Here is a 1,658-nt window from a genome sequence, read left to right on the forward strand (position 1 = left end):
TAGGGTCTGCTGAATTATTATCTCTTCACAGACAGAGGGTAGCAGACGTAGACCCTCATAGTGACGATAATGATGAAAAAACGCCAGATTTCGGTCAGGGCAAGACAAAGTTCCCTAAGGAACTTCATCACGTTTTTAACGAAGTAGCACATTCCTGTCCAGCATCGTGCTGTATCTGGAAGCTTGGCTCTTATGTCATTGGCTCGATAGATTCTCTTGCCAGTACCGAATGAGCATTCGATTTCATTGCGTTCCCCGATGGCTTTGGCCATTCTGGATTTCATCTCATCTGAAGGAGGATCCTTCGGTGGTCGCCCTAACGGTTTGCAGTATGAATGGATTTCAAAATCCTCAAGTATATCTCGGTTTGACCTGTTCAGGTAAATCTTATCCGCAAGGATGGTGGCCGGAAGATAGCCGAAGCGTTCTTTGAAAAGTTGAATCTGTAGCAAGAGGTCCTGGCTCTCGTTGTAGGCATCCCAGCTGTGGTGGTCGATGAACGTATAGCCCTCGACTATGCTTGCACCTATCTTGGCCCCGAACTCAGTCCTTGCCTTGGCCTTTCCACGGACAATGGCACGGACGTGTGGCTGAAAGATGCTCAGTATGCGGTCTGCACAAGTATGAGTCTTTGACCTGTACATCTCCTGCTGCTGATGGTACATCGTGAGGATTGCAGTCAAGGTGCGTTTCTCATATAGGAATAGGCTCTCGTAGTACGTCTTGTTCTTTGCAAGCAAGTCCATTAAGATGCGGATGTCCTTGCGCAAGTAGTTGAGCATCACCCCGATAGTATCACGCACCATCTTGCCTTTCTTCTTGGCTTTCTTGACAAGCTGAAGGTATGCCTGACGTGCATGCTTGTAGTTCGTGCGTGGCTTGTGCAGCTCAAACATCTCGCACACCTTTATAATATAGTCGGTAACCTTGCGGCAACCATCATGTATTATATCAACGTCAACAGGATAACGCATCTCTGCATCGGCACAGGTAGCATCAATCTTCAGCACTCCCTTGTGCTCGCGACCTTTTGAGTCGGTGAAGGAAGCGGCATTCGGATCCTCTGGTTTCGGAGTCGGCGGGTCCTCATCATTCCTCTTCGCCTCTTCTTCTTCACGCTTGCGTTTCTCTTCAAGAAGACGCCTCTGCTTGTCGAGAAGCTTGACTGTCATCTTGTTGAGTTCTTCCTCTGAGATTCGCTTGCGTATCGTGACGAATAGGCTCGGGTCGAATATAGGCTTGTCGGTGAACTCATGCAATCCACAAAAGTACTGCATGTAGGGACTCTCTCTGATAATCTCGATGGTCTCGGCATCACTTAGGTTTAGTTTGTGCTTGATAATCATTGCGCCGAGAATCATGCGTGCCGGCTTGTTCCCTGCACCTTTCTTCTGATTGTCCAACCTTGAGTTGTATTCCTTCTCAAGTTCTGTCCATGGAAGAAGGTCACCGAGAGCCACCCATCGGTTTGTCTTGTCCAACTCATCAAGGGATGAGCGGAGCAAACCGAGGTTAAGTTGCTTGTATTTTGGAGCGTAAAACTTCATCTTGCTATGGATTTAACTATATAAAGGTACGATTTTCTAGTTAAACAAACGAAGAAATAAAGTTATATAAACTTAAATATCAGAGAGTTATACATTATTCAGTAAACACTA

General features: G+C 46.5%; 1 protein-coding gene. It reads right to left on the minus strand.

The annotated features are described in order from the left end of the window. Positions 1-17: 17 nt before the first annotated feature. Positions 18-1,547, minus strand: a complete 1,530-nt coding sequence (locus DEM91_RS12440; protein WP_249859115.1) for an IS5 family transposase — start codon at positions 1,545-1,547, stop codon at positions 18-20. Between the last annotated feature and the right edge of the window lie 111 nt (positions 1,548-1,658).

This window comes from Prevotella sp. TCVGH (assembly GCF_023522295.1).
In the GTDB taxonomy this organism is placed as follows: domain Bacteria; phylum Bacteroidota; class Bacteroidia; order Bacteroidales; family Bacteroidaceae; genus Prevotella; species Prevotella timonensis.